Raw genomic sequence first — 25,833 nt, forward strand, 5'->3', positions numbered from 1 at the left:
TGAAAAATTGCAGATTAGTTTACACGGTGGGCGGCGAATTGTACGGATCCGATTGCGTGGGCCATTTTATTCTGTATAATTTGCCGCCTTTGGTATAATTCGATACCAAGAAATTATCATCAATCACGTGTGGTGTCTGGCGAAACAGGGCTGGATAGCGACACGGCCTTAACTGAGGTTTCCCATGAAACAAGGTATCCACCCAAAATACGACTTCGTTACTGCGAACTGCTCTTGCGGTAACTCGATCTCTATCCGCTCTACAGTGGGTCACGATCTGAACCTGGACGTTTGTGGCCAATGCCACCCGTTCTACACTGGCAAGCAGCGTGATGTTGCTACCGGTGGCCGCGTTGATCGCTTCAACAAGCGTTTCAGCGTACCAGGCGCTAAGAAATAAGTTTTCTTACCGCTCGATAAAAAAGGCGCCTTCGGCGCCTTTTTTATTGCTTCTCGTCCGCGTTTGCCGACGGCGATCAATATTCCCACGTATCGGGATCGACACCCAATTCTCGCATCAGCACTTTTGCTGCTTCCGGGATTTCATCGTTACGCTCTTTGCGCAGGTCTTCATCGTTCGGCAGCGGCTGGCCGGTAAAGGCATGCAGAAACGCTTCGCACAGTAATTCACTGTTAGTGGCGTGACGCAGGTTGTTGACCTGGCGACGGGTGCGCTCATCGGTGAGGATTTTCAGCACCTTCAGCGGAATGGATACCGTGATTTTTTTTACTTGCTCGCTTTTTTTACCGTGTTCAGCGTAAGGGCTGACATACTCGCCGTTCCACTCAGCCATGGGACACCTTAAATTTGTCAGAAAAATTACAAAATTCTAAAAACCGGCTGATTATGCCCGATCTTCACTGTTCTCACTAAATAAATGTCGATTTTACGCGACCAACGTCACTGAGAGCCGGCTATTAATAGCTATAACCTATGCTTAGTGCGTCAACATAATAACGTCATATCAAACCGTCATAATTTTAGCGGGTATTATGCCCTTGCTCAATCTATACGCAAAGAAGTTTAGATGTCCAGATGTATTGACGTCCATCAATCATGCGATTAATCTTGAGGCCTCATTCACCGTATTCGAGAGCCGAGCCACTGCTATGACGCGTAAACCTGCCACGATCGCCGTGCGAAGCGGTCTGAACGATGACGAACAGTACGGCTGCGTTGTCCCGCCGATTCACCTTTCCAGTACCTATAATTTCACTGACTTTAACCAACCACGGGCACATGATTATTCACGCCGCGGCAATCCAACGCGGGATGTGGTTCAGCGTGCGTTGGCCGAGTTGGAAGGGGGCGCGGGCGCGGTGATGACCGGCAGCGGAATGTCCGCGATCCATTTGGTGACCACGGCATTGCTACAGCCCGGCGATTTGCTGGTGGCACCGCACGATTGTTACGGCGGCAGCTATAGACTGTTTGACAGTCTGAGCCAGCGTGGCGCGTACCGTGTGGTGTTTGTCGATCAAGGAGATGAGGCCGCGCTGCAACAGGCGCTGGCGCAACAACCGAAACTGGTACTGATCGAAAGCCCGAGCAATCCGCTTCTGCGGGTGGTGGATATTGCCGCCATCTGTCAGGCGGCTCATGCCGTAGGGGCGTTGACGGTGGTGGATAACACTTTCCTTAGCCCGGCATTACAGCAACCGATCGCCCTGGGCGCGGATCTGGTGGTGCATTCCTGCACTAAATATCTTAACGGCCATTCTGATGTTGTTGCCGGTGCCGTGATAGCCAAAGACCCTGAACTGGCGGTAGAGCTGGCATGGTGGGCGAATAACATCGGTGTGACCGGCGGCGCGTTCGACAGCTATTTGCTGTTGCGCGGTATGCGTACGTTGTCACCGCGTATCAAGGCGGCGCAACAGAATGCTGAGGCGATTGTCAGTTATTTACAGCAGCAACCCTTGGTCAAAAAGCTGTATCATCCCTCCCTGCCGGAGAATCCAGGCCACGAGATTGCGTGCCGTCAACAACGCGGCTTTGGCGCGATGCTCAGTTTTGAGTTGGATGGAGACGAAGCGTTACTGCGCCGTTTCTTGTCGGCGTTGACGCTGTTTACATTGGCAGAGTCGCTGGGCGGGGTGGAAAGTTTGATTTCGCATGCGGCGACGATGACCCACGCCGGTATGGCGGCACCAGCACGGGCGGCAGCGGGCATTTCTGAGAGCCTGTTGCGCGTTTCCGTGGGTATTGAAGACAGTGAAGATTTGATTGCCGATCTGGAACGCGCTTTCCAGGCGGCGGCAACGAGGTAAGCATGAATGCAATTGCGGTAGCAGGGCCTGTCAGCGGGCGACAACTGCACAAATTTGGTGGCAGCAGTCTGGCGGATGTGAAGTGTTATCTGCGGGTGGCGGGCATTATGGCCGAATACAGTCAGCCGGGAGACCTGATGGTGGTGTCGGCGGCAGGCAGCACCACGAACCAACTGATTAACTGGTTAAAACTGAGCCAGAGCGATCGCCTTTCCGCGCATCAAGTGCAACAGACGCTGCGTCGTTATCATAGTGAACTCATTAGCGGCCTGTTACCGCCGGACAGCGCCGAACCGTTGATCGCCGCATTCATTCGTGATTTGGAACGTCTGGCGGTGTTGCTGGACGGTAAAATTGACGACGTGATTTACGCGGAGGTGGTCGGGCACGGTGAAATCTGGTCTGCGCGCCTGATGGCTGAAGTGCTACAAAGCCGGGATATGCAGGCGGCGTGGTTGGACGCCCGCGATTTTTTGCGCGCCGAACGCGCAGCGCAGCCGCAGGTCGATGAAGGCCGTTCCTATCCTTTATTGCAGCAATTAATGGCACAGCACCCGGGCAAGCGTCTGGTGGTAACCGGGTTTATCTCGCGCAATGACGCCGGCGAAACCGTGCTGTTGGGGCGTAACGGCAGTGACTATTCTGCGACGCAGATCGGTGCATTGGCTGGCGCGGAGCGCGTGACAATCTGGAGTGACGTGGCGGGTGTGTACAGCGCGGATCCGCGTAAAGTAAAGGATGCCTGCCTGCTCCCCCTGCTGCGATTAGATGAAGCTAGCGAGCTGGCACGTCTGGCTGCGCCGGTATTGCACACGCGTACGTTACAACCCGTTTCCGGCAGCGATATCGATCTGCAACTGCGTTGCAGCTATCATCCCGAACAAGGTTCTACGCGCATTGAGCGGGTGTTGGCTTCTGGCACCGGGGCGAAAATTGTCACCAGCCACGATGATGTGTGCCTGATTGAACTGACGGTGGCGCCACAGCATGATTTTAAGCTGGCGCAACAAGAGTTGGATCGAGTGCTAAAACGTGCGCAGCTCAAACCGCTCTCGATCGGCCTCCATCCCGATCGTAATTTGATCCAACTGTGTTACACCTCGGAGGTGGCCAGCAGTGTGCTCAACGTATTGCAAGATGCCGCATTACCGGGCGAAGTACAACTGCGTGAAGGGCTTGCGTTAGTGGCGATGGTGGGGGCTGGCGTCTGCAAAAATCCGCTGCACAGCCATCGCTTTTATCAACAGTTAAAAGATCAGCCGGTCGAGTTTATCTGGCAGGCGGAAGACGGCATCAGCCTGGTTGCGGTGCTGCGTCAGGGGCCAACCAGCTCGCTGATTCAGGGGCTGCACCAGACGCTGTTCCGGGCAGAAAAACGCATTGGTCTGGTGCTGTTTGGCAAAGGGAATATTGGCTCGCGTTGGTTGGAGTTGTTTGCGCGAGAGCAGGAGAATCTGTCTGCCCGCAGCGGTTTCGAGTTTACGTTGGCCGGGGTGGTGGATAGCCGCCGCAGTTTGCTGAATTACGAAGGATTAGACGCCAGCCGCGCATTGGCGTTCTTCGACAGCGAAGCGCAAGAATTGGACGAGGAATCGCTGTTTTTATGGATGCGTGCGCATCCGTTTGATGATTTGGTGGTGCTTGATGTGACCGCCAGCGAAAATCTGGCCGAGCAGTATCTGGATTTCGCCAGTTACGGCTTCCACGTGATCAGTGCGAATAAACTGGCGGGCGCATCGTGCAGCGCTACCTATCGTCAAATTCGTGATGCCTTTGCTAAAACCGGTCGCCATTGGCTGTATAACGCTACCGTGGGTGCTGGTTTACCGGTCAATCACACGGTGCGCGACCTGCGTGACAGCGGTGACAGCATTTTAGCTATCAGTGGCATCTTTTCTGGCACGCTGTCTTGGCTGTTTTTACAGTTCGATGGCACCGTACCGTTTACGGAACTGGTTGATTTGGCGTGGCAGCAAGGTTTAACCGAACCGGATCCCCGTGTCGATCTCTCAGGCCAAGATGTGATGCGTAAGCTGGTGATACTGGCGCGTGAAGCCGGTTACGACATTGAGCCAAATCAGGTGCGGGTAGAGTCATTAGTGCCTGCGGGCGCTGAGCAGGGTTCGGTCGATCAATTCTTCGAAAATGGCGAGGCGTTAAACCAACAAATGTTGCAACGTTTTGAAGCCGCCAGTGAAATGGGCTTGGTGCTGCGCCATGTGGCGCGCTTCGATGCTAACGGTAAAGCACGCGTTGGGGTGGAAGCCGTGCGGCCAGAACATCCGTTGGCTTCGCTGTTACCCTGTGACAACGTGTTTGCTATTGAAAGCCGCTGGTATCGCGATAACCCACTGGTGATTCGTGGGCCGGGAGCCGGGCGTGATGTGACGGCCGGCGCTATCCAGTCAGATCTTAACCGGTTGACCCAACTGCTGTAATTTTCTACGCGCGTAACGTGCATCCCACTATGGCAAGGCGCTGTTCTCAGCGCCTTGATGACCGTTTGCCAATCATGAAATTCTCTCGCGTAGCGTATGAGGATTAATCATCGTACTCCCCACGCTTTCTTGTTGACTCTTTCGCCAACTTACGGCATTTTCTATTTTAGACGTCTAAACGTATAGACGCTTACTAAAATAAAGCAGCATAGCGATCGATGGGAGCAGACAGGGTATGAGTTTTTTTCACGCAAACCAGCGGGAAGCGCTGAACCAAAGCCTGGCGGAGTTAAGTGGCCAGATTAACGTATCGTTCGAGTTTTTCCCGCCGCGTACCAGCGAAATGGAAGACACCCTGTGGCAGTCGATTGACCGTTTGAGCAGCCTCAAGCCTAAATTTGTTTCCGTCACCTATGGTGCAAACTCTGGCGAACGCGATCGTACGCACAGCATCATCAAAGGGATCAAGGATCGCACCGGTTTAGATGCGGCGCCGCACTTGACCTGTATCGATGCTTCGCCTGCACAGCTGCGTGATATTGCGACGGATTACTGGAACAGTGGTATTCGGCATATCGTGGCGCTGCGGGGCGATCTGCCACCGGGCGGCGGTAAACCGGAAATGTACGCCACCGATCTGGTCACCTTGCTGAAAGAGGTGGGGGATTTTGATATTTCGGTGGCGGCTTATCCCGAAGTACATCCAGAGGCGAAAAGTGCGCAGGCGGATTTGATCAATCTAAAGCGTAAAATTGATGCCGGTGCGAACCGTGCCATCACGCAGTTTTTCTTTGATGTAGAAAGCTATTTACGCTTCCGCGATCGCTGTGTGTCGACCGGCATTGATGTGGAGATTGTGCCGGGTATTCTGCCGGTATCTAACTTCAAACAATTACAACGCTTTGCCACCATGACCAATGTGCGGGTGCCTAGCTGGATGACTCGCATGTTCGAAGGATTAGATGATGACCCTGAAACGCGCAAGATGGTCGGTGCCAATATCGCGATGGATATGGTGAAAATCTTGAGCCGTGAAGGGGTAAAAGACTTCCACTTTTATACGCTGAATCGTGCAGAAATGAGCTATGCAATTTGCCATACGCTGGGTGTTCGCCCGGCAGTTGTGGCCTGAAGGACAATAAGCAAACCCCAACCGAAGGCTGGGGTTTAGACGATGGGCATCAGCGTAATGTAATGCCAATCTTGGCTATGTTCGCCAATATCATTATTCGTCGATCGTGGGGCGAACAGGTTCGCCCCTACGAATTTCAGTACATTATGCCGTTGCCCGTAACGCAATAAACTAACCCTATGACCGGATGATTAAACCGTTATAACTAAGCAAATCATAATGGGTAATGATCTGAGGTTTCTCGGGTGGTGGTGAAGTTGAGACCGAATAAATTGGTATCATAATCATGGTTGGTAAAGACAAGTCTGACCGTGTAACGATCTGATTCATCAGTAAACGGGTTTAATGACTCAATATAATCAGTACCTGATTTCTGTCTTAACGGGACTGAACAAGAGGCCAAATAGGTAAAATCGCCGTCTATAAAAGTAAACCAGTAGTATGCCCTTATCCCAAGAGCAGTTTTATGTAATCCCATATCACCGTGGAGACGCAGACGGCCGTCAACGGTTTTACCAAGTTTAGCCAGGTACAAACGGCGCATTTCTTCCATTGGGTATTGATCAGTAATACTTGGCATTAAAATTTCCTCATAAAAGTTATTGGATTGGATGTTGTTATATACAGAGGAACGCTTCCTTTTCTGTATGCAACAACAATAATCAATGTCCACTTTTTTTATGAGGAAATGAGGTGGTGCTGGCGATGGCACAAAAATGAGGATAAAAAGTGCCCATCAGGGAAGATGGGCACAAGATGAAATGACAAGAACGACTCTAGCTTAACCGGTGTTACGCATCCCGGCGGCGACGCCAGCAATGGTGACCATCAGCGCTTGTTCAACGCGCGCATCTTCTTCACCCGTCTGTTCCTGCTGGCGCGAGCGATGCAGGAGTTCGGCCTGCAACACGTTCAGCGGATCGGTATAGACATTGCGCAAGGCGATGGATTCGGCGATCCATGGCAGATCTTGCATCAGATGATCGTCATTGGAGATGGTCAGCACCACGTTGATGTCGCTGGCCAACTGGTCGCGTAGCTGTTTGCCCAGCGGCCACAGTGACTTATCCACCAGACGTTGGTCGTAGTATTCCGCCAACCACAGATCGGCCTTGGCGAAGACCATCTCCAGCATAGCGATACGCGTTGAGAAGAACGGCCAATCGCGGCACATGGCTTCTAACTGATCCTGCTTGCCCGCTTTTACCGCTTCTTGCAGACCGGCACCTGCGCCCAGCCAGGCAGGCAACATCAGACGGTTTTGCGTCCAGGCGAAGATCCACGGAATGGCGCGTAGACTTTCCACCCCACCATTCGGACGGCGTTTTGCCGGGCGCGATCCCAGCGGCAACTTACCCAATTCTAATTCCGGCGTTGCCGCCCGGAAGTAGGGCACGAAGTCTGGGTTTTCTCGCACGTAGCCGCGATACATGTTGCACGAGGTTTCGGAAAGCTCATCCATCAGCATACGCCATTCCTTTTTCGGCTCTGGCGGTGGCAGCAGGTTGGCTTCCAAAATGGCACCGGTATACAGTGCCAGGCTGCTGATGGTGACTTCCGGTAGGCCGAACTTAAAGCGGATCATCTCGCCCTGTTCGGTCACGCGCAGGCCACCTTTCAAACTGCCCGGCGGTTGAGAAAGCAGCGCAGCGTGTGCTGGTGCGCCACCGCGGCCGATTGAGCCGCCGCGCCCGTGGAACAGCGTCAGCGCAACGCCCGCTTTTTCACAGGTTTTAATCAGCGCATCCTGTGCACGGTACTGTGCCCACGAAGCCGCCATCACGCCGGCATCTTTTGCCGAGTCGGAATAGCCGATCATCACCATTTGTTTGCCCTGAATGACGCCGCGATACCAATCAATGCTCAGCAGTTGCGTCATGACGTCGTCGGCATTGTTCAGGTCGTCGAGGGTTTCGAACAGCGGTGCCACCGGCAGGGTGAATGGGCATCCGGCTTCTTTTAGCAATAAATGGACTGCCAGCACGTCAGACGGCGTACGCGCCATCGAAATCACGTAAGCGGCGATGGAGCCTTCCGGCGCTTCTGCAATCACCCGGCAGGTTTCCAGCACTTCCTGCGTTTCAGCGCTTGGTTCCCATTTTAGCGGCACCAACGGGCGCTTGGAGTTCAGCTCACGGATCAGAAACGCCTGCTTATCGGCTTCTGACCAGTTTTCATAATCGCCTAACCCCAGATAACGGGTCAGTTCGGCGATGGCTTCGGTGTGGCGAGTACTTTCCTGACGGACGTCGATACGTACCAACGGAACGCCGAAGCAGCGCACGCGGCGCAACGTATCCAGCAGTTGGCCGTTGGCGATAATGCCCATGCCACACGCGACCAGTGATTGATAACAGGCGTACAGCGGCGCCCAAAGCTGTTCGTTGCTCACTAGCAGATCGTGGGGGCGCAGTACGCGTTCGCCTTTTAAACGCCCTTCCAAATATGCTTGCGTACTCATCAGTTGGCTACGCAAGTGCTTCATGATTTCGCGATACGGTTCTTGAACCGCGTCACCGCCCGCCCGTTCACGCAGTTCCGGTGTACATTCCGTCATCGACAGTTCGGAGACCAGCACCTGAATATCGCGGGTAAACAGATCGCAGGCTTTCCAGCGGCTCAGGAGCAGCACATGTCGGGTGATTTCGGCGGTGACATTAGGGTTGCCGTCCCGATCTCCGCCCATCCATGAAGTAAAACGCACCGGCACCGCTTCGACGGGCAGACTGTAGTCGATGGCGCTCTCGAGCTGTTCATTCAGTTCGCGTAGAAACGCAGGCACACCTTCCCACAGGCTATTTTCCACCACGGCAAAGCCCCATTTGGCTTCATCGATCGGTGAGGGACGATTGTGGCGAATTTCGTCGGTATGCCACGATTGGGCGACTAACTGACGCAAACGACGCATGATTTTGTTGCGTTCGTAGTCAGCGAGATCGTTGTGATCAAGTTGGCTGAGGCAGTTGTTCACCTCAACCAGTTTGTGAATCAGCGTGCGCCGGGTAATTTCTGTTGGGTGGGCGGTCAGCACCAATTCGATCGACAACTGCTCTACGGCATCTTGCAGCGCTTGGTCGCTGAGTTTTTTGTCTTTTAGCCGGCTGAATAACTGTGTCAGCACTTCCGGGTTGCTGGCCGCCTCGCCGTTGGGCGAAATGCTGTGGTATTGCTCAGCGACGTTGGTCAAATTGAGGAACTGGCTAAAGGCGCGAGCCACCGGCAACAGCTCGTCATTGGAAAGGTTTTGCAGCGTGTTCAGCAACTCCTGACGGTGCGCTTCGTTACCAGCACGTGATGATTTGGAAAGCTTACGGATAGTTTCAACGCGATCGAGAATATGCTCACCCAGCGCTTCTTTAATGGTTTCGCCGAGTAATTTGCCGAGCATACTGACATTACTTCGCATTGCCGAATATTGTTCGTTCATATAACCCCTGACCCATTTCTGTATGATTTTATATCTTGTAAGTATGTTTCACGCGTGAGGCGCAATAACCCTTTTCTCTCAAACGCGTGCCTGTCCAGTCACCAATTGACACTATTTTTAGCAAAAAAACATCAAAATCGACGTATTTTCTGAAATTTAATTACGGCTCGCGTGTTATCAGTCTGGCTTATCATAGAGCGAAATACCACTTTATAGGTATGCCATCATAAAGCATAAACCTTGTATTTTCTCAGGGTTATCGATAGCAGAAGTGTTCGATCAACTGCCCGAGTAATTTGCGCGTTGGCTCAATAAAGGTGGTATCAAGGTACTCATCCGGTTGGTGGGCTTGATTGATGGAACCGGGGCCGAGAACCAGCGTCGGGCACACTTGCTGCACGAAGGGCGCTTCGGTGCAATAGTTGACCACCTGGGTGCGTGAGCCCAACAATTCTTCAATCACCGCGACCATCTGATGATCGGTTGGGCAGGCATAGCCGGGGATCGGCGGATGCAGCTCCTCAATACTTAATCGACCCGGCCAGCGCTCGCTCACCGGTGCCAGTGCGCCGTGGAGCAACTCATTAAGGTTATCCAGCGTCATGCCCGGTAGCGGTCGAATATCCATATGCAATTCGCAGCAAGCGCAGATACGGTTCGCGGCGTCGCCACCGCTAATATGGCCAAAGTTCATGGTGGGATAGGGCACGGCGAATGCCGGATTGTCGTAGCGCTGTTGCAGCGTTTTGCGTAACGCCATGAGATGGCCGATGGATTCATGCATTAAATCAATGGCGTTAACGCCGCGCGCCGGATCGCTGGAATGGCCTGACTGACCGGTAATGCGGATCGCATTGGAAAGGTGGCCTTTGTGTGCCCGCACCGGTTGTAGTGAGGTCGGCTCGCCAATAATGGCGAAATCCGGCCGGATTGATGTGGAAGCCGCAAAATAACGTGCGCCAGCCATGGTGGTTTCTTCATCGGCGGTTGCCAAGATGTATAACGGCTTGGTCAAGGTGCTGGCGTCGATGTCGCGCACGGCATCAAGAATAAAAGCAAAAAAACCTTTCATATCGGCGGTACCAAGACCGTACAGCTTGTTGTCATGTTCGGTCAGGGTGAAAGGATCGCGCGTCCAACGCCCTTCATCATAAGGCACGGTGTCGGTATGGCCCGCCAATAACAGGCCACCACTGCCTTCGCCGTAGCTTGCCACCAAATTGAATTTGTTGCGGGTATTTGGCACCGGTTGTACGTCGACACGGAAACCCAAATCACTAAACCATCCGGCCAGTAAGTTGATTAACGCTTCATTGCTCTGATCGAGCGCAGCATCGGTGGCGCTGATCGACGGAGTGGCGATCAACGCCCGGTACAGCTCAATAAATGGAGGTAATTTCATCTTCACTGTTGACAGCCTTTCGTTAGGATAGTATCAATATTCATGCATTTATTTTGAATAAAAATACAGTAAGCTAGAGCGTAAGGGAACCCGAGACCCGGATGTTTATAAAAACATCAATGCTCAACCACGTAGGTGATCGGCGCAACAATGTGGTCGAACCCTGCTACCGCGGTCGCCAGCGACCACCGTGCACGTTAAGAAGGTAAAAGGCCACATGTTGAATACGCTGATTGTTGGTGCCAGCGGTTATGCCGGAGCAGAACTTACTGCTTACTTGAACCGCCACCCACATATGAACATAACCGCTTTAGCGGTTTCAGCGCAAAGTGTAGATGCAGGAAAATTGCTCTCTGAGCTGCATCCCCAGTTGAAAGGCATCGTTGATTTGCCGTTGCAGCCGCTGGTTGACGTCGCCGAAGCGGCTAAAGGCATCGACGTGGTCTTTCTCGCGACCGCTCACGAAGTTAGCCATGACATCGCGCCCGCGTTTTTAGCAGCCGGTTGTGTGGTGTTTGATCTGTCAGGTGCATTCCGCGTGCAGGATGCCGAGTTTTATCGCCAGTATTACGGTTTTGAGCATCAGCATGGAGAATGGCTCGAGCAGGCGGTCTACGGTTTGGCGGAGTGGCAGAGCGAAAAAATCAAGCAGGCGCAGTTGATCGCGGTGCCGGGCTGTTATCCCACCGCGGCTCAGTTGGCGTTAAAACCACTGATCGATCAGCAACTGCTGGACTTGGCGCAGTGGCCGGTGATTAATGCCACCAGCGGCGTCAGCGGTGCCGGGCGTAAGGCGAGCGTGAATACCAACGTCTGTGAAGTCAGCCTGCAACCCTATGGCATTTTCAACCATCGGCATCACCCGGAAATTGTCGCGCATCTTGGCGCACCGGTTATTTTCACGCCGCATTTAGGCAACTTCCCGCGGGGTATTTTGGCGACTATCACCTGTCGCCTGAAAGCGGGGGTGACCGCGCAGGATGTTGCGGCGACCTATCATGCCGCCTATGACGGCAAACCGTTGGTGCGATTGTACGACAACGGAGTGCCCGCGTTAAAAGCGGTGGTGGGCTTGCCGTTTTGCGATATTGGTTTTGCCGTTCAGGGCGAGCATCTGATCGCCGTCGCGGCGGAAGATAACCTGCTGAAAGGTGCAGCCGCTCAGGCGGTGCAGTGCCTGAATATTCGTTTCGGGTTCCCGGAAACCGAGTCATTACTTTAAGCCTGTGTGAGTAAACAACGATGAATCCGTTAATTATCAAGTTAGGTGGCGTTTTATTAGACAGTGAAGAAGCGCTGGAACGTTTGTTTACTGCGCTGGATAGCTATCGCGCCCAGTATCAGCGTCCGCTGGTGATTGTTCACGGCGGTGGCTGTGTGGTAGATGAGTTGATGAAGCAGCTTTCTCTACCGGTGATGAAGAAAAACGGTTTACGCGTCACGCCGGCCGACCAAATTGACATTATCACTGGCGCGCTGGCGGGGACGGCCAATAAAACGCTGTTGGCTTGGGCGGTAAAACACCAAATCAGTGCGGTTGGCCTGAGCCTAGCGGACGGTGGCAGTGTTTGTGTTACGCAGCTCGATCCTGAGCTAGGCCACGTCGGTAATGCGCAGCCGGGCTCCCCCGCGCTGGTGCAAACGCTGCTGGGGGCGGGCTATCTGCCGGTGATCAGTTCCATCGGCATCACTGCTGAAGGCCAATTGATGAATGTGAATGCCGATCAAGCCGCGACCGCGTTAGCCGCTACGCTGGGTGCTGATTTGATTCTGCTGTCGGATGTCAGCGGCATTCTCGACGGTAAAGGCCAACGCATTGCCGAAATGACGGCGCAAAAAGCACAACAGCTGATCGCCCAAGGGATCATCACCGATGGCATGGTGGTGAAAGTGAATGCGGCGCTGGATGCCGCCCGTACCCTTGGCCGCCCGGTCGATATCGCCAGCTGGCGAAATGCAGAAAAACTTCCGGCTCTGTTTAACGGCGAGTCTATTGGCACCCGGATCCTCGCTTAAATTAAGAATTAAAAAGGAATCATCACCATGCAAAATCAAGGCATCAAAAAAATCGTTCTTGCCTACTCTGGCGGCCTGGATACCTCGGCTATTATCCCTTGGCTGAAAGAAAACTACGGTGGCTGTGAAGTGGTGGCCTTTGTCGCCGATATTGGCCAAGAGCGTGGCGATCTGGAAGGCGTTGAGCAAAAAGCGTTGCAATCGGGTGCCTCTGAGTGTCACGTCGTCGATCTGCGTGAAGAGTTCATTAGCGATTATGTTTATCCGGTGCTGCAAACCGGGGCGCTGTATGAAGGAAGTTATCTGCTGGGTACCTCCATGGCGCGGCCCATTATTGCTAAGGCACAGGTTGAATTGGCATTGAAAGTGGGTGCCGATGCATTGTGTCATGGTGCAACCGGCAAGGGTAACGATCAGGTGCGTTTTGAAACCACCTACACCGCATTAGCGCCGCAGCTGAAAGTCGTTGCGCCGTGGCGTGAATGGAACCTGCGTTCCCGTGAAGCTCTGCTAGATTACCTGAAAGAGCGCAATATCCCGACTACCGCGTCGTTGGAAAAGATATACAGCCGTGATGAAAACGCCTGGCATATCTCCACGGAAGGCGGCGTGTTGGAAAGCCCGTGGAACGCGCCGAACAAAGATTGCTGGGTATGGACCGTTGATCCACAGGATGCGCCGGATCAGCCGGAACACGTCAGTGTCACGGTGGAAAAAGGCCGCGTAGTGGCGGTAAACGGTGAAGCGCTGACGCCATTCCAATGCCTGGATAAGCTCAACGTTCTGGGAGCTAAACACGGTGTTGGCCGTATCGATATCGTAGAAAACCGTCTGGTGGGTATCAAATCCCGCGGCTGTTACGAAACCCCGGGGGGCACCATTATGGTGGCGGCGCTGCGTGGCATTGAACAGTTGGTTCTGGACCGTGACAGCTTCAAATGGCGTGAACAGCTGGGCTTGGAAATGTCCTATGTGGTTTACGATGGTCGCTGGTTTGCGCCGCTGCGTCGTTCCATTCAGGCTTCTGCCGAAGCGTTGGCAGAAGACGTCAATGGCGAAGTCGTGCTGCAACTGTATAAAGGCCAAGTGACGGCGATTCAGAAGAAATCGGCGAACAGCATGTATTCAGAAGAATTCGCTACCTTCGGCGAAGATGAAGTTTACGATCACAGCCATGCAGGCGGCTTTATCCGCCTGTTCTCGCTGTCTTCACGCATTCGTGCGTTGAACGAAAAGAAATAAATTTACCGGTTGTGACTTTTGAGGGGCGCCGCATGTTGCGCCCCTGATGTTCTGAGCAACAAGCATAAAAAAATTCAGGAGCAGATTATGGCACTTTGGGGCGGACGGTTCAGTCAGGCGGCGGATCAGCGGTTCAAACAATTAAATGACTCACTGCGTTTCGACTATCGTCTGGCACAGCAAGATATCGTTGGCTCCGTGGCTTGGTCAAAAGCGCTGGTGACCGTCAATGTCTTGACGGCGCAAGAACAACAGCGGTTAGAAGCAGCATTAAATGTCTTGCTGGAAGAAGTGCAGGCCGATCCCTTGGCGATTGTACAGAGCGATGCGGAAGATATTCACAGTTGGGTGGAGCAGAAGCTGATCGAGAAAGTCGGCGATCTGGGTAAGAAGCTGCATACCGGGCGTAGCCGTAACGATCAGGTTGCCACTGACCTGAAGCTATGGTGCAAACAGCAGGTCAGTGAGCTGCTACAGGCCATTGTGCAATTGCAGCAAGCGCTGGTGGAAACCGCCGAGGCTAATCAGGATGCGGTGATGCCGGGTTACACCCATCTGCAACGTGCACAACCGGTGACTTTCGCACATTGGTGTTTGGCGTACGTCGAGATGCTGGCGCGTGATGAAAGCCGTTTGCAGGATACTTTAAAGCGGCTGGATGTCAGCCCATTAGGCAGCGGGGCGCTGGCCGGTACGGCCTATCCGATCGACCGTGAACAGCTTGCCGGATGGCTGGGTTTCGCTTCGGCAACCCGTAACAGTTTAGACAGCGTGTCCGATCGCGATCATGTGTTGGAGCTGCTGTCTACTGCCGCGATTAGCATGGTGCATCTGTCGCGCTTTGCCGAAGACCTGATCTTCTTCAACAGCGGCGAGGCGGCGTTTGTCGAACTTTCAGACCGCGTGACGTCGGGTTCTTCACTGATGCCACAGAAGAAAAACCCGGACGCGTTAGAGCTGATTCGTGGCAAGTGCGGCCGTGTGCAGGGCGCATTGACCGGCATGATGATGACGCTGAAAGGCTTGCCGTTGGCCTACAACAAAGATATGCAGGAAGACAAAGAAGGGCTATTTGATGCGCTCGATACCTGGATGGATTGCCTGCAAATGGCCGCGTTGGTGTTGGACGGTATCCAGGTGAAACGCCCACGTTGCCAAGAAGCGGCGGAACAAGGTTATGCCAACGCGACTGAGCTGGCCGATTACTTGGTGGCTAAAGGCGTGCCGTTTCGTGAAGCCCACCATATTGTCGGCGAAGCGGTGGTAGAAGCCATCCGTCAGGGTAAAGCATTAGAAGCTTTACCACTGGATGATTTGCGCAAGTTCAGTGAGATCATTGGTGACGATGTTTACCCAATTCTCGCGTTGCAATCTTGTCTGGACAAACGTGCGGCCAAAGGCGGTGTGGCTCCACAGCAGGTTGCCAGCGCGATTGCCGACGCCAAACAGCGTCTGGCGTAATCCAGCATCAAGTAGGAAAACGCAGCGGCGCAGTAGGATACTGCGCCGTTGTCGATGGTTATTCCCCCGGGCAACGTTGGCAGCGTTCCGCCTCCGCTTCGCTGAGTTTCAGCTTGGCTTGCAGATCGCGCAGTGCCGTGCGCAACCCTTCTTCGATTACCGGGTGATAAAACGGCATAGCTAACATCTGATTGATGGTCATGTGTTGCTGATGAGCCCAGGCCAACAGGTGCGCGATGTGTTCAACGTCTGGTCCGATCATCTCCGCGCCGAGGAAGCGGCCAGTACCCTGCTCGCCATACACATGCAAAATGCCTTTGTTGCGCAGCATCACGCGAGAGCGCCCTTGATTTTCAAACGAGACCTCGCCGACCTCAAAGCAACCACAGGCACCGAATTTCTGGCTCAACTCGCGGAAGGTGGAACCGACCATCGCGATTTGCGGATCGGAAAACACCACTGAAATCGCGCTGCGCCGTAGGCCCGGGTTGATTTCTGGGTAGCTGCCGGCGTTGCTACCGGCAATGCGCGCCTGATCGCTGGCTTCATGCAGAAGCGGCAACTGGTTACTGGCGTCGCCAGCAATGAAAATATGCGGCACGCTGGTCTGCATCGTTAGGCGATCGGCCTGTGGCACGCCTTTCGCATCGAGCACTAACTGGGTGTTCTCTAGGCCAAGTCGATCCACATTGGGGCGACGGCCGGTCGCGGCGAGTACGTAATCCACCAAAGTTTCCTGTGGTTTTCCGTCCAAGCCTTGATAGCGAATAAACACTTTGTCGCCTTCGCGCTGCATCATGTCGACTTTCACGTCGGGATCGAGATAAAACTCATCACCCAGCGTACGGCTAGCATAGTGACGAACGGTGCTGTCGGTCAGTGGCCCAACGGCACCACCGACGCCGAAGACTTTCGTTTCAACCCCGAGCCGATGTAGTGCCTGGCCCAATTCTAAACCAATGACGCCAGGCCCGAACACCGCGACCGATTGTGGCAGGTCGTCCCAATCAAACACGTCATCGTTGATGATCAGTCGGTCACCCAGATCGTTCCACGCGGCAGGCCAGCTAGGGCGTGAGCCGGTGGCGATAACGATGCGCTGCGCAGTGATGCGAGTATGGTCGTCGACCAGCAAGGTGTTGTCATCGATAAAGCGGGCATAACCCTGGATTTTGTCGGCAGCAGGAATGGCCTCGACGCCCTCCAGCACGAAGCCGACGAAACGATCGCGTTCGCGTTTAACCCGATTCATCACCTCACGGCCATTAATGGTTGGCTTAGCGGTTGGATGTATACCGAACCCTGGCGCGCGTTCGATTTGATGTACCGCTTCCGCTGCGGCGATCAATAATTTGGAGGGCATGCAGCCCACGCGGGCACAGGTGGTGCCGTACACGCCGCCTTCAATCATCACCACATTCGGGGTAGACAGTTTAGCTGCGCGATATGCGCCCAGCCCGGCGGTACCGCCACCGATCACCGCGACGTCTACGTTCAGTTGTTTCATAACTACACTCCGGTAGGATAAAAAAGGCGGGTCGTTTTACTGAGCCCGCCAAAAGGTCATGTTGGATTTGTTTTTACTAATTAATCAGGCTGACAAGAACGTTTCCAAATCATCGCTGCCACCAATATGACGACCGCCGATGAACACCTGTGGAACGGTGGCACGGCCGCTAACGGCGCGTAGGCTAACGGTGGTGGCATCTTTACCCAATACGATTTCTTCATATTGGATACCGCGCTCTTGTAGCATTTGTTTGGCTTTGGCACAGAATGGGCAACCCGGCTTGGTGAATACGGAGACGGATTCCTGCACTTTGAATTCAGGTGCCAGGTATTTCAGCATGGTGTCGGCGTCAGAGACTTCAAACGGGTCGCCTGGCTTGTTGGGTTCAACGAACATTTTTTCAACCACACCATTGCGAACCAGCATGGAATAACGCCATGAACGTGGGCCAAAGCCCAAATCTGCTTTCTCAACCAGCATATTCATGCCTTTGGTGAACTCACCGTTGCCGTCTGGCACGAAGGTGATGTTTTCCGCGTGTTGGTCGGCTTTCCAAGCGTTCATAACGAACGTATCGTTGACGGAAACACATAAAATGCCATCGACGCCGTGTTGTTTGAATACGTTAGACAGCTCGTTATAACGTGGCAAATGGCTTGAAGAGCAGGTCGGGGTGAATGCGCCCGGCAAAGAAAACACAATCATAGTTTTGTCTTTGAACAGGTCATCCGTGGTGACATCAATCCATTGGTCGCCCTGACGCGTGTGGAAAGTAACCTGAGGGACTTTTTTGCCTTCTTGACTGGTAAACATTGAATAACCCCTTAATTAGGAAAATAATTTTTTGGTGCTGACGTTATGTCGCTTTGTTGATGGACATTATTCATGCTGGGGGTTGATAGATCTAATCGCTCATTGCTATCTTATCTATCGCTACGAGCTATCGTAGCCTGGAGGGAAACAATGAATATTCGTGATTTAGAGTATCTGGTCGCCTTGGCCGAGCACCGCCACTTCCGGCGCGCTGCCGATTCTTGCCATGTTAGCCAACCCACACTCAGTGGGCAGATCCGCAAGCTGGAAGATGAACTCGGTGTGATGCTGCTTGAGCGTACCAGCCGCAAAGTGTTGTTCACCCAGGCGGGATTATTGCTGGTGGAGCAGGCGCGTACTGTCCTACGGGAAGTCAAAGTGCTGAAAGAGATGGCCAGCCAACAGGGTGAAGCCATGTCGGGGCCGTTACATATCGGTTTGATCCCGACCGTTGGGCCGTATCTGCTGCCGCAGATTATCCCTACGCTGCATAAAACGTTTCCGAAATTGGAAATGTATCTGCATGAAGCACAAACCCAGCAACTGCTGGCGCAGCTCGACAGCGGTAAACTGGACTGCGCCATTCTGGCGTTAGTGAAAGAAACCGAGGCGTTTATCGAAGTGCCCTTGTTTGATGAACCGATGAAGCTGGCGGTCTATGCCGATCACCCTTGGGCGCAGCGTGAGCGCGTGGCGATGGCGGATTTAGCCGGTGAGAAACTTCTGATGCTGGAGGATGGCCACTGTCTGCGCGATCAGGCGATGGGCTTTTGTTTCCAAGCGGGTGCCGACGAAGATACCCATTTTCGTGCTACCAGCCTTGAAACGCTGCGTAATATGGTCGCTGCCGGTAGCGGCATAACGCTGCTGCCTTCGCTTGCGGTACCGAAAGAGCGTGAACGTGACGGTGTCTGTTATCTTGAGTGCTATAAACCGGAACCGAAGCGCACCATTGCTCTGGTGTATCGCCCCGGTTCCCCATTGCGTAGCCGTTATGAGCAGTTAGCCGAGGCGATACGTGAGCACATGCAGGCTTATATGGATCCCTCGTTAAAACAGGCGGTTTAAGCCATTTAGCGCAGCCACCCGGTAGGCCTCGGCCATGGTCGGATAGTTGAAGGTAGTATTAACGAAGTACTCGAGCGTATTACCTCCATTTTTTTGTTCCATGATCGCCTGGCCGATATGGATAATCTCTGCCGCCCGTTCGCCAAAGCAGTGAATCCCGAGGATCTCCAGCGTCTCACGATGGAACAGGATCTTCAGGCTGCCGACGTTCATGCCAGCGATCTGCGCCCGTGCCAAATGTTTAAACTGGGCTCGACCCACTTCATACGGCACTTTCATCGCCGTCAGTTCCTGCTCCGTTTTGCCGACGGAGCTGATTTCTGGAATGGTGTAAATCCCGGTCGGGATGTCCTCGATCAAATGCGCTTTGGCTTCACCGGAGGCAATCGCCTGCGCGGCAATACGCCCCTGATCGTAGGCGGCGGAAGCCAGGCTCGGGTAGCCAATCACGTCGCCAACGGCATAGATATGGGCCAATGCTGTCTGGTACATGCTGTTGACTTTCAACAGGCCACGGCTGTCTGATGTTAGCCCGATATTTTCCAGCCCCAGCGCATCGGTGTTGCCGGTGCGGCCGTTGGCGTACAGCAGGCAATCTGCTTTTACTTTTTTACCGGATTTCAGGTGGACGATAACCCCGTCTTCGGTGCCTTCTATCTTCTCGAACTCTTCATTGTGACGCGTTACCACGCCGTTGTTCCAGAAGTGGTAAGACAGCGAATCTGATATTTCTTGATCGAGGAACGCCAGTAGGCGATCGCGGGTATTGATTAAATCTACTTTGACGTTCAAGCCCCGGAAGATCGATGCATATTCGCAACCAATCACCCCCGCACCGTAAATAATGACGTGACGGGGTTCGTGGCTCAATTCGAGAATAGAATCACTGTCGTAAATACGCGAATGGGTAAAATCGACGTTGGTCGGATGATAAGGCCGTGACCCGCAGGCGATGATGATGTGATCGGCACGGATGGTGTCTTGTGTGCCGTCTTGATAAGTCACGCTAACGGTGTTTGCGTCAATAAAACGCGCATCGCCAGCAAACAATTTGCATTGGTTGCGCTCGTAGAAGCCTTGGCGCATGCGGGTTTGTTGGTTAATCACGTTGTCGGCGTGGCGGAGAATGTCAGGGAACGTGGCGCTAAGCGTGCGGGAGTTATTGTAGAGCGGGTTCTGGTTAAATTCGATAATGCGGCTAACGGCGTGGCGGAGGGCTTTAGACGGGATAGTCCCCCAGTGGGTACAACCGCCACCAACATTATTAAAACGTTCGATAACGGCGACGCGGGCACCTTGTTTAACCAGCCCCATAGCGGCACCTTCACCACCAGGGCCCGAGCCAATAACAATGGCATCAAATTGATAGTGCTGTTGCATGTGAGGTTAGACCTATTCTTATACAAAATTACAACGGTATATTAACATCATAGCGCTGTACGCCCAATAACCATTAGGCTTTTTGAGGCAAAGCGCAATCATTGCAGGCTGGAACTGTGACTGGGCGCGTTTGTATAAATGCTGTTGCAATAAAATTTGCTATATTGCCACCTTTAGGGCGTTAGACTGAGTGGATGGATCTTATCTGGATATGCATATGGGCGTCAGAGCACAACAAAAAGAACGGACGCGTCGTTCCCTGATCGAAGCGGCCTTTAGCCAACTGAGCGCCGAGCGTAGTTTTGCCAGTCTGAGCTTGCGAGAGGTTTCACGCGAGGCGGGCATCGCGCCCACCTCGTTTTATCGTCACTTCCGCGACGTGGATGAACTGGGATTGACCATGGTCGATGAGAGCGGTCTGATGCTGCGGCAGTTGATGCGTCAGGCGCGTCAGCGTATCGCCAAGGGCGGCAGCGTGATCCGCACTTCTGTGTCGACGTTTATGGAGTTCATTGGCAACAACCCGAATGCATTCCGGCTCCTGTTGCGCGAACGATCCGGCACATCGTCGGCCTTTCGTGCGGCAGTGGCGCGTGAGATACAACATTTTATCGCTGAACTGGCAGATTACCTCGAACTGGAAAATCACATGCCGCGTAGCTTTACCGAAGCGCAGGCTGAAGCGATGGTGACCATCGTGTTCAGCGCGGGTGCGGAAGCGCTGGATGTCGATATCGAACAGCGACGCCAACTGGAGGAACGGTTAGTGTTGCAATTGCGGATGATCTCCAAAGGGGCTTACTACTGGTATCGCCGCGAGCAAGAAAAATCATCTGTGTCCCCTGTATAAAAAGGTAGAAAGTGATGGAAAAACTAGGCCGTGAGAATGGCACCTTACTGCTGGCGTTTATTGCCGGCCTTTCGATCAATGGTTCTTTTACTGCGCTGTTCAGCGCAATAGTACCGTTTTCGATCTTTCCCCTGATTGCGTTAGTGCTGGCGGCGTATTGTCTGCACCAGCGTTACCTGAACCGGGCGATGCCGGACGGTATACCGCGGCTGGCAGCGGCGTGCTTCATGCTCGGCCTGTTGCTGTATAGCGCCATTGTGCGCGCGGAGTATCCGCAAATTGGCTCAAACTTCCTGCCATCGATTCTCTGCGTGGCATTAGTGTTGTGGATTGGCATTAAGCTGAAAGCGCGTAAGGCGCTGGATAATAATCCGCAGCCATAAATGAATCAGCCCGGGGCTAAGCCCGGGCTGATTTGATTCTTGATTGGCCGTATCGGCGAAAGTCAGCCGTGTCTTTCGAGCAAGACGCCGCATTCCATATGATGGGTGTAGGGGAATTGATCGAACAGCGCCAGACGCGTGACCCGATGTGTCGCCTGTAATGTGGTCAGGTTGGCGCACAGCGTTTCCGGGTTACAAGAAATGTACAGAATGCGCGGATAGGCCTGCACCATCTTCACCGTTTCTTCATCCAGACCGCTACGCGGTGGATCGACAAAAATCGTTTCACAGTTGTAGCCGGTTAAATCGATGCCTTGCAGCCGATTGAAGCTGCGCACGCCGTTCATCGCTTGAGTAAATTCTTCCGCCGCCATACGGATGATTTGCACGTTATCGATATGGTTAGCTGCGATATTGTACTGCGCGGCGGCCACCGACGGTTTGGCAATTTCCGTGGCCAGTACGCGCTCAAAGTTGCGTGCCAATGCCAGCGAAAAGTTACCGTTGCCGCAGTACAGCTCAAGCAGATCGCCTTTGGCATGCTGCGTGACATCCAGCGCCCATTCCAGCATGTGGATGTTCATCGCCGCATTAGGCTGGGTGAAACTGTTTTCTACCTGGCGGTAAATTATCTCGCGCCCGGCGACCGTCAGCACTTCGTCAATGTAATCGTGATCCAACGTGATTTTCATCTTTGAGGCGCGACCAATCAGTTGCAGATCGAATCCCTGTGCGCGCAAATCATCGCGTAGTTTCACTGCATGTTGCCGCCACTCTTCGTCCAGTTTGCGATGGTACAGCAGTGAGGCAATGATTTTGCCGCTTTGCGTTGAGAGATAATCTATCTGGAACAGTTTATGACGCAGAATCGGTTCTGACTTGACGGTGGCGATCAACACGGGCATTAAACGGTTAATCAGTTCGCTGGCCGCAGGGAAACGGTCAACGCGGATACGTTGTTTGGTCTGCTGATCGAACATGATGTGGTACATCTCGTCACCATCATGCCAAATACGAAATTCAGCGCGCATACGATAGTGGCTAACTGGCGAGCGGTACACTTCCGGCTCTGGCGCCCCGAACGGCGACATCATGGTTTTCAGGCGATGGGTTTTCTCCGCCAGTTGTTCGTCGTAACGTTCAATGGGTAAATTCTCGGGCGTCATGGTCTTCTCGTCAGTCAAATTGGATCTGCGGGGATTGTAGGGAATTGGTCAGTGAAGTCCAGTTTTGTCAGCCTTATTATTTGTTACATTATTGGAAGTCTAGACATCTATTTTCATTGATCGTAGCATTGTTGTCCGGCCTCAAGCAGCGAGTGAAAAGGGAATCCGGTGTGAATCCGGAGCTGACGCGCAGCGGTATGGGGAAGTCACGGCGATAGCGTAAGAATGCAGACACTGTCCACTGCTGGATGGGAAGTCGTCGCCCGGTGTTCGGTTGTGTTCTGCAATCGGCAAATCCCAAGCCCGAAGACCTGCCGGTATTACGTCGCATTATTCATGGCTGTCGCGAATTACCAGCCTATGAACCTGCGGCATCCGCCAATTAAGTTTGGATGCTTCTTTATAATGACAATGATAAAAAATACGTTGTTGGCGGTGGTTTCCTCCGTCACGGCTTTTTCTGGTTGGGCGCAAGACCACACTGCATCGAATAAGAGTGATAATCTGCTGGTTACCGCCAACCGATTTCAACAACCGGTTTCTTCCGTATTGGCTCCGACTTCGGTGGTGACCAAGGAGGAGATCGATCGCTGGCAGGCGAAAAGTCTGACTGACGTTATGCGCCGCTTACCCGGTGTCGATGTTGGTCAGAATGGCGGATTGGGGCAAAAAAGCTCGCTGTTTATCCGCGGCACCAACTCCAGCCATGTGTTGGTACTGATTGACGGTATCCGTCTGAATCAGGCCGGCGTCAGTGGTTCTTCTGATCTCAGCCAGATCCCGATTTCACTGGTGCAGAAAGTCGAATATATTCGCGGGCCACGTTCGGCCGTGTATGGTTCTGACGCCATTGGCGGAGTCGTTAACATTATTACCACCCGTGAAAAGAATGGCACAACGTTGTCTGCCGGGGTGGGCTCGAAGGGTTATCAAGCCTATGACGCAGCGACGCAACAGTCACTGGGCGATCGTACCGTTGGCACGTTGGCGGGCAACTATACGTACACCAAAGGTTATGATGTCGTCGCTTACGGTAGCAGTGTGCCGCAGCAGGATCGCGATGGCTTTATGAGTAAATCGCTTTACGGTGCAGTTGACCATCAGTTCAATGATGCGATCAGTGGGTTTGTGCGTGGTTACGGGTATGACAACCGTACGGGGTATGACAGTTTTTCCGGCGTTGATACCCGTAAATTGTATAGTCAAACGTGGGATAGTGGTTTGCGCTATCAGGATGGCATTTATGCGACGCAGTTGGTTGGTAGTTACAGCCACAGCAAAGATTATGATTACGATCCGCGTAAAGGCATGCATGACGGTTCGGCAAGCTTGGTCGATTCTGAACAGTACAATGTGCAATGGGGAAACAGCCTGCAAATCGGGCGGGGAACCGTCAGCTCTGGAATTGACTGGCAGCAGCAAAAAATTAAACCGGACTCAACCAGCGTCAATGGTGAGAAGCGTCAACATAATACCGGCATCTATTTGACCGCTCAGCAGTTGTTTGGCCCCGTGACGTTGGAAGGGGCGGTTCGCGGTGACTCGCACTCAGAGTTTGGGCGGCATGGAACTTGGCAGACTAGCGCTGCCTGGGAGTTTGTTGACGGTTATCGCTTCATCGCATCCTATGGCACGGCATTCAAAGCGCCAAATATGAGCCAGCTCTATGGTAAATACGGCAATAATGCCGATCTCAAACCGGAAGAAAGTAAACAGTGGGAAGGGGGCTTTGAGGGATTGACCGGGCCGGTAACCTGGCGCATTTCTGGTTACCGTAATGATATTGATAACCTGATCGATGCTACCGCTGGGACGAATTACGTTTATTACAACGTTGGTAAAGCGACGATTAAAGGTATTGAAGCAACGGCGTCGTTTGAAACGGGCCCGCTGACGCACCAACTGGGCTATGACTATGTCGACCCGCGTAATGCTAAAACCAATGAGGTGCTACTGCGCCGTGCCAAGCAGCAGGTAAAATATGAGCTGGACTGGCAGTGGTACCACTTCGATTGGGCGGTCACTTATCAGTACTTAGGCCAGCGCTATGATAAAGACTACAGTACCTACCCGGAGCAAAGCGTCAAATTGGGGGGCGTTAGCCTGTGGGATCTTGCTGTTTCATATCCGGTCACGTCACATCTGACAGTTCGTGGTAGAATTGCCAACCTGTTTGATAAAGATTACGAGACGGCATATGGCTATGCTACTCCAAGAAGAGAATACTATCTCACCGGAAGCTATACCTTCTAATTGCACTGCAACTCCTCGCCCGACGGTATTGGTTTTTGATTCGGGCGTTGGTGGGCTTTCAGTGTATCAAGAGGTTCGGCAACTGTTGCCGAACCTCCACTATATTTACGCCTTCGATAACGTGGCGTTTCCCTACGGCGAGAAATCTGAAGAGTTCATCGTTGAACGCGTACTGGACATTGTCGGCGCCGTGCAACAACGTCACCCTCTGGCGATTGTCATTATTGCCTGCAACACGGCCAGCACCGTCTCGTTACCCGCCCTGCGCGAACGCTTCAGCTTCCCGGTTGTGGGCGTGGTGCCAGCCATCAAGCCCGCCGCCAGATTGACCGCAAATGGTGTTGTCGGTTTACTCGCCACGCGCGGTACCGTTCAGCGTGCTTATACGCATGAGTTGATCGCCCGTTTCGCCACGGACTGCAAAATCGAGCTGTTGGGTTCTTCCGAGCTGGTAGAACTGGCTGAAGCGAAACTGCACGGTGCAGATGTGCCGTTACCGGTATTGAAGAAAATCCTACAGCCTTGGTTGAGCATGCGCGAACCGCCCGATACCGTCGTGTTGGGTTGCACCCACTTCCCTTTATTGTCGCCAGAGTTAATGCAGGTGTTACCGGAAGGCACTCGTTTGGTAGATTCAGGGGCAGCAATTGCTCGTCGAGCGGCCTGGTTGATTTCCTCACAAGAAAATGTGGTGTCATCACAAGAAGAGAATATGGCTTATTGTATGGCGTTGAATAACGATACTGATGCTTTATTGCCCGTTTTGCAGGGCTATGGCTTCAAATCGTTGAAAAAACTACCGCTTTAACGACGTTTTGGTTAAATGTTCAACGGTTGAAAACTTTTTTGAAATTAGGGGTTGCGACGTTCTGAGAACTCCCTATAATGCGCCTCCACTGACCGGGAACAACGACTGACAAGTCGCCGGGTTAGCGGGAAGAAAGCGAAATAAACGCTTGACTCCCAGGGCGAAAAGCGTAGTATACGCAGCCCGCACCGATGAGTTTTATCTCCGGTGCTG

The 25,833-nt window shown here is 53.2% G+C and carries 21 protein-coding genes and 1 riboswitch; of the genes, 13 read left to right on the forward strand and 8 right to left on the reverse strand.

What is annotated here, in order from left to right; all coding sequences use genetic code 11:
- The first annotated feature begins 184 nt into the window (after positions 1-184).
- Positions 185-400, forward strand: a complete 216-nt coding sequence (rpmE, locus tag ACQKDS_RS15470; protein WP_399672258.1) for a 50S ribosomal protein L31 — start codon at positions 185-187, stop codon at positions 398-400.
- A gap of 76 nt (positions 401-476) precedes the next feature.
- Here rpmE and metJ read toward each other — a convergent pair whose 3' ends face one another.
- On the reverse strand, positions 477-794 hold the full coding sequence (metJ, locus tag ACQKDS_RS15475; RefSeq protein WP_004956495.1) for a met regulon transcriptional regulator MetJ: 318 nt from the start codon (positions 792-794) through the stop codon (positions 477-479).
- Between the two features lie 316 nt (positions 795-1,110).
- On the opposite strand from metJ, the gene metB reads away from it, so the two are divergent.
- From metB to metF, 3 genes are all read left to right on the forward strand, one after another.
- On the forward strand, positions 1,111-2,271 hold the full coding sequence (metB, locus tag ACQKDS_RS15480; RefSeq protein WP_399672256.1) for a cystathionine gamma-synthase: 1,161 nt from the start codon (positions 1,111-1,113) through the stop codon (positions 2,269-2,271).
- 2 nt (positions 2,272-2,273) lie between these two features.
- A complete protein-coding gene (locus ACQKDS_RS15485) occupies positions 2,274-4,709 on the forward strand; it encodes a bifunctional aspartate kinase/homoserine dehydrogenase II (protein WP_399672254.1) in 2,436 nt (811 codons plus the stop codon).
- A 235-nt stretch (positions 4,710-4,944) separates the two neighbouring features.
- Positions 4,945-5,841 carry a methylenetetrahydrofolate reductase gene (metF, locus tag ACQKDS_RS15490; RefSeq protein WP_399672252.1) on the forward strand — a complete coding sequence of 299 codons (897 nt, stop codon included), beginning with the start codon at positions 4,945-4,947 and terminating at the stop codon, positions 5,839-5,841.
- A 214-nt stretch (positions 5,842-6,055) separates the two neighbouring features.
- Here the strand turns inward: metF and ACQKDS_RS15495 are convergent, their stop codons facing one another.
- From ACQKDS_RS15495 to argE, 3 genes are all read right to left on the reverse strand, one after another.
- Positions 6,056-6,421 carry a hypothetical protein gene (locus ACQKDS_RS15495; protein WP_399672251.1) on the reverse strand — a complete coding sequence of 122 codons (366 nt, stop codon included), beginning with the start codon at positions 6,419-6,421 and terminating at the stop codon, positions 6,056-6,058.
- A 201-nt stretch (positions 6,422-6,622) separates the two neighbouring features.
- Positions 6,623-9,268 carry a phosphoenolpyruvate carboxylase gene (gene ppc / locus ACQKDS_RS15500; RefSeq protein ID WP_399672249.1) on the reverse strand — a complete coding sequence of 882 codons (2,646 nt, stop codon included), beginning with the start codon at positions 9,266-9,268 and terminating at the stop codon, positions 6,623-6,625.
- 256 nt (positions 9,269-9,524) lie between these two features.
- Positions 9,525-10,670, reverse strand: a complete 1,146-nt coding sequence (gene argE, locus ACQKDS_RS15505; RefSeq protein WP_399672247.1) for an acetylornithine deacetylase — start codon at positions 10,668-10,670, stop codon at positions 9,525-9,527.
- Between the two features lie 217 nt (positions 10,671-10,887).
- Between argE and argC the strand changes: the two genes are divergently transcribed.
- From argC to argH, 4 genes are all read left to right on the forward strand, one after another.
- Entirely contained in the window at positions 10,888-11,892 is a 1,005-nt protein-coding gene (gene argC / locus ACQKDS_RS15510; protein WP_399672245.1) for an N-acetyl-gamma-glutamyl-phosphate reductase, read from the forward strand.
- 20 nt (positions 11,893-11,912) lie between these two features.
- Entirely contained in the window at positions 11,913-12,686 is a 774-nt protein-coding gene (argB, locus tag ACQKDS_RS15515) for an acetylglutamate kinase (protein ID WP_399672243.1), read from the forward strand.
- Between the two features lie 27 nt (positions 12,687-12,713).
- Positions 12,714-13,928 (forward strand): argininosuccinate synthase, encoded by a 1,215-nt coding sequence (locus ACQKDS_RS15520; RefSeq protein ID WP_399672241.1) that lies wholly within the window; start codon positions 12,714-12,716, stop codon positions 13,926-13,928.
- Between the two features lie 87 nt (positions 13,929-14,015).
- Complete coding sequence (gene argH / locus ACQKDS_RS15525; protein WP_399672239.1) at positions 14,016-15,389, forward strand: argininosuccinate lyase; 1,374 nt, start codon at positions 14,016-14,018, stop codon at positions 15,387-15,389.
- Positions 15,390-15,447: 58 nt separating this feature from the next.
- Here the strand turns inward: argH and ACQKDS_RS15530 are convergent, their stop codons facing one another.
- Both ACQKDS_RS15530 and ACQKDS_RS15535 read right to left on the reverse strand, forming a co-directional pair.
- On the reverse strand, positions 15,448-16,896 hold the full coding sequence (locus ACQKDS_RS15530) for a dihydrolipoyl dehydrogenase (protein WP_399672237.1): 1,449 nt from the start codon (positions 16,894-16,896) through the stop codon (positions 15,448-15,450).
- A gap of 84 nt (positions 16,897-16,980) precedes the next feature.
- Positions 16,981-17,712 (reverse strand): glutathione peroxidase, encoded by a 732-nt coding sequence (locus ACQKDS_RS15535; protein ID WP_399672235.1) that lies wholly within the window; start codon positions 17,710-17,712, stop codon positions 16,981-16,983.
- 150 nt (positions 17,713-17,862) lie between these two features.
- Between ACQKDS_RS15535 and oxyR the strand changes: the two genes are divergently transcribed.
- The gene (gene oxyR, locus ACQKDS_RS15540; RefSeq protein WP_399672233.1) at positions 17,863-18,780 is read left to right on the forward strand and encodes a DNA-binding transcriptional regulator OxyR; all 918 of its coding nucleotides are present in this window, start codon (positions 17,863-17,865) and stop codon (positions 18,778-18,780) included.
- Here the strand turns inward: oxyR and sthA are convergent.
- Positions 18,763-20,160, reverse strand: a complete 1,398-nt coding sequence (gene sthA, locus ACQKDS_RS15545) for a Si-specific NAD(P)(+) transhydrogenase (protein ID WP_399672231.1) — start codon at positions 20,158-20,160, stop codon at positions 18,763-18,765. The genes oxyR and sthA overlap by 18 nt on opposite strands.
- A 217-nt stretch (positions 20,161-20,377) precedes the next feature.
- Between sthA and fabR the strand changes: the two genes are divergently transcribed.
- On the forward strand, positions 20,378-21,010 hold the full coding sequence (gene fabR / locus ACQKDS_RS15550; RefSeq protein WP_399672382.1) for an HTH-type transcriptional repressor FabR: 633 nt from the start codon (positions 20,378-20,380) through the stop codon (positions 21,008-21,010).
- A 14-nt stretch (positions 21,011-21,024) separates the two neighbouring features.
- Positions 21,025-21,393 (forward strand): YijD family membrane protein, encoded by a 369-nt coding sequence (locus tag ACQKDS_RS15555; RefSeq protein ID WP_399672229.1) that lies wholly within the window; start codon positions 21,025-21,027, stop codon positions 21,391-21,393.
- A 62-nt stretch (positions 21,394-21,455) separates the two neighbouring features.
- On the opposite strand, the gene trmA is transcribed toward ACQKDS_RS15555, so the two are convergent.
- The gene (gene trmA, locus ACQKDS_RS15560) at positions 21,456-22,559 is read right to left on the reverse strand and encodes a tRNA (uridine(54)-C5)-methyltransferase TrmA (RefSeq protein ID WP_399672227.1); all 1,104 of its coding nucleotides are present in this window, start codon (positions 22,557-22,559) and stop codon (positions 21,456-21,458) included.
- Between the two features lie 119 nt (positions 22,560-22,678).
- Positions 22,679-22,892, forward strand: a riboswitch (cobalamin riboswitch).
- Positions 22,893-22,964: 72 nt separating this feature from the next.
- On the opposite strand from trmA, the gene btuB reads away from it, so the two are divergent.
- Both btuB and murI read left to right on the forward strand, forming a co-directional pair.
- On the forward strand, positions 22,965-24,812 hold the full coding sequence (gene btuB, locus ACQKDS_RS15565) for a TonB-dependent vitamin B12 receptor BtuB (protein ID WP_399672226.1): 1,848 nt from the start codon (positions 22,965-22,967) through the stop codon (positions 24,810-24,812).
- Positions 24,757-25,620, forward strand: coding sequence for a glutamate racemase (gene murI, locus ACQKDS_RS15570; RefSeq protein ID WP_399672224.1), 864 nt, complete (start codon positions 24,757-24,759; stop codon positions 25,618-25,620). Before btuB ends, murI begins: the two co-directional genes overlap by 56 nt.
- The last annotated feature ends 213 nt before the right edge of the window (positions 25,621-25,833 follow it).

This window comes from Serratia sp. NPDC078593 (assembly GCF_050268245.1).
Taxonomy (GTDB): Bacteria; Pseudomonadota; Gammaproteobacteria; order Enterobacterales; family Enterobacteriaceae; genus JBNNGK01.